The sequence below is a fragment of the Kitasatospora sp. NPDC093558 genome, assembly GCF_040683475.1.
Taxonomy (GTDB): domain Bacteria; phylum Actinomycetota; class Actinomycetes; order Streptomycetales; family Streptomycetaceae; genus Kitasatospora.
Genome location: NZ_JBFBDY010000748.1, coordinates 1 through 2762, shown reverse-complemented (window position 1 = coordinate 2762; position 2762 = coordinate 1). Strand labels below are relative to the sequence as shown.

Sequence of the window (2762 nt, the reverse complement as noted above, 5' to 3'; positions counted from 1 at the left end):
GGGCCTGCGCGGCGGCGCACCACAGGCCGCCCCGGCCCCCGCGCCCGCCCAGGGCACGCCCGCCGGCGGCACGCCGGCGCCCGGTGCGCCCGCGGCCGGGATCGCGTACGAGGCGACCCAGCTGGCGAGCGCGATCGACCCGGCGCTGCTGGGCGCCGGCCCGGCGGACCCGGGCACCCCGCCGTCCGGCGGTCCCGCCGTCCCGCCGCCGCCCGGCGGTCCGGCGGCTCCGGCCGGGCCCGCGGGCTACGGCTACCCGAACGCGGGCGGCGCCGCCGCCCCGGCGCCGGTGCCCGGCGCGCCGCAGGCCGCCCCGGTGCCGCCGGGCGTGCCGACGGTCGGCCCCGGCTACTTCGCCGCGCTCAGCTACCGCGGCCCGGACGGCTCCGAGCAGAAGCTGCTGCACCGCAGCGAGCCCGGCACCCCGCACCCGGAGTGGAAGATCCTCCAGGACCTGCGCCGGCTCAACGTGCCGCCGGACCAGGTGCTGGAGCTCTACACCGAGCTGGAGTCCTGCGAACTGCCGGGCGGCTACTGCAACCGCATGATCGCCGCGTCCTGGCCGAACGTCCGGCTCACCCACACCGCCTCCTACGGGCGCGACCACGCGTCCCGGCAGGCGGGGATGGCCGAGCTGCTCGACCACCTGGACGAGCTGCACCAGCTGGCGTCGGGCCCGCAGCGGGTCCGCCCGTTCCGGGTGCCGCCGCCGGCCCCGGGCAGCGTCGCGGTGCTGCCGCCGATCCCGCCGCAGCAGTTGGCGCAGGAGCTCGGGCTGCACTTCGGGCCGAACGTCTTCCGTTTCGAGCAGCGCGCGGTCTCCCGCCAGGGCGTGCCGGAGCCGGTCGCCCAGACCCTGATGTGGGCCGGGCTGCCGCGCGACTTCGGACCGTTCTTCTGGGCGCAGGCGCAGGACGGCCGGCCGATCCCGACGCTCGCCGAGCTGGCCGCCGAGCGCGGCCTGGCGCAGGGCCCGGACTTCGGCGGCTACCTGGTGCTCGGCAACGACTACGGCCGCCAGCTGTGCGTCCAGTACGGCACCGCGAACGTGGTCGCGGTGGACGTCGACGGAACCGGTCAGCCGCCCCGGTTCGTCAACACCGGTGTACCGGAGTTCGTCCGCTCGCTGGCCCTGCTGGGCCGCATGTGGCGGCTGCGGTACGGGCTCACGCCGGAGCAGGCCGGACACTGGACGGCCGACTTCCAGGCGGAGCTCGCCGCGATCGACCCGGCGGCCCTGCAGAACGCGGACACCTGGTGGGCCGTGCTGCTGGAGCAGTTCTGGGACGGCCTGCTGTAGCGGACCGTCCCGGATCCTCGCAGGTGGGGAGGGGTCGTTCCGGTGTCCGGAACGGCCCCTTCGGCGTGCCGTCGCGGCGGTGCCTCGTTGGGGTTTCGTCCGGATCTGCGCAAAATAGGTCAAGAGGATCGGTCTGTTCGTCCGGTCCTCGACCTATCTCGATCCGCCCGACGGGCGAATCCGGACCCGGTCGCCGAACCGGTCCCGGAGCCGTCCGTTCCGTCCGATCATGGGCTCCGCAGCCCGCGACACGAGGGGAAGAGCCCATGAGCGATGCCGTCCCCCAGTACGGCTTCACCCCGGCCCGGCGTGGTTACGCGCCCGAACAGGTCGACCGCGCCCTGGCCGCGCTCACCGCGCAGCGCGACGAGGCCTGGGAGCGGCTCAGCGTCCTCGGCGCCGGGATCCGGCAGATGGAGGGCAGGCTGGCGGAGGTCCGCCTGGCCGCGGAGGACGCCCCCGCGCCCGACTACACGCTGCTGAGCGAGGAGGCCGCCGGCCTCGCCGTCATGGCGGAGACCGAGGCCACGGCCGTCCGGGAGAAGGCCGAGCGCTTCGCCGAGGACCTGCGCGACGAGGTCTACGAGGCCGGGCAGGCCGCCGACCACGCCGCCAACGAGTTCGCGGCCACCACCCGCAGCGAGGCCGACCAGGCCGCCCGCCGCACCGAGGAGCGCACGCGCGCCGAGGCCGAAACGATTCGCGGCGACGCCGACCGCGACAACCGGGCCGCCCGGGACGCCGCCACCGCCTACGCCGCCAAGGTGCGCGTCGCCGCCGCCGAGGCCAGTGAGCAGGCCGAGGCCGAGCTCGCCGACCGGCGGCGCAGCGCCGACGAGGCCTTCGCCGAGGCCCAGGCCCAGGCCGACGCGGAGGACGCCGAGGTCGCGGCGACCGCCGAGCGCCGGGTCAAGGAGGCCGAGCAGCACCGGGAGACCGTGCTCGGCCAGATCAAGCAGCTGGAGACCGAGGCCCAGGCCAAGGCCGACCGGACGGTCGAGCAGGCCCGCCGGGAGGCCGAGAAGCTCAACGCGGCGACCGAGCGGGAGCAGGCCGAGTTCGCGACCCGGCTGGAGACGGTGCAGCAGCACCTCGACCACATCAAGGCCACGCTGGCCTCGCTCACCGGGGCGGCGGTCGGCCAGATCGAGCCCGCGGTCGCGGCCGCGGCGGTTGACGCAGCGGTGGGCGCTGTCGAGGACGCTGCGCCTGCGGATGTTCCTGCGGATGCCGTCGCCGATGCCGTCAGCGATGCCGACGCCGATGCCCACCCCGACGGCGCTGTCGAACCCGCGGACTCGGAGGCCGACACCGGCGAGCTCCCGGTGCCCGACCTGCGCAAGCCGAACGTCGCGGGCCGGGAGAAGCAGACGGCGGTCCTGCGCCTGCCGTCCGCCCAGGTCGCCGCTCCGGCTCCGGCCCCGGCCCCGGCCGACGCCGCTCCCGCCGACGCTGCGCCCGC

General features: G+C 76.4%; 2 protein-coding genes. Both read left to right on the top strand.

All coding sequences use genetic code 11. The annotated features are described in order from the left end of the window. The coding region (locus tag AB0O00_RS34655) for an SUKH-4 family immunity protein (RefSeq protein WP_363658631.1) at positions 1-1300 on the top strand (1300 nt) is incomplete at its 5' end. Between the two features lie 266 nt (positions 1301-1566). After that, positions 1567-2762, top strand: a 1196-nt coding sequence (locus tag AB0O00_RS34650) for a hypothetical protein (RefSeq protein ID WP_363658629.1), incomplete at its 3' end; no start/stop codon positions are given.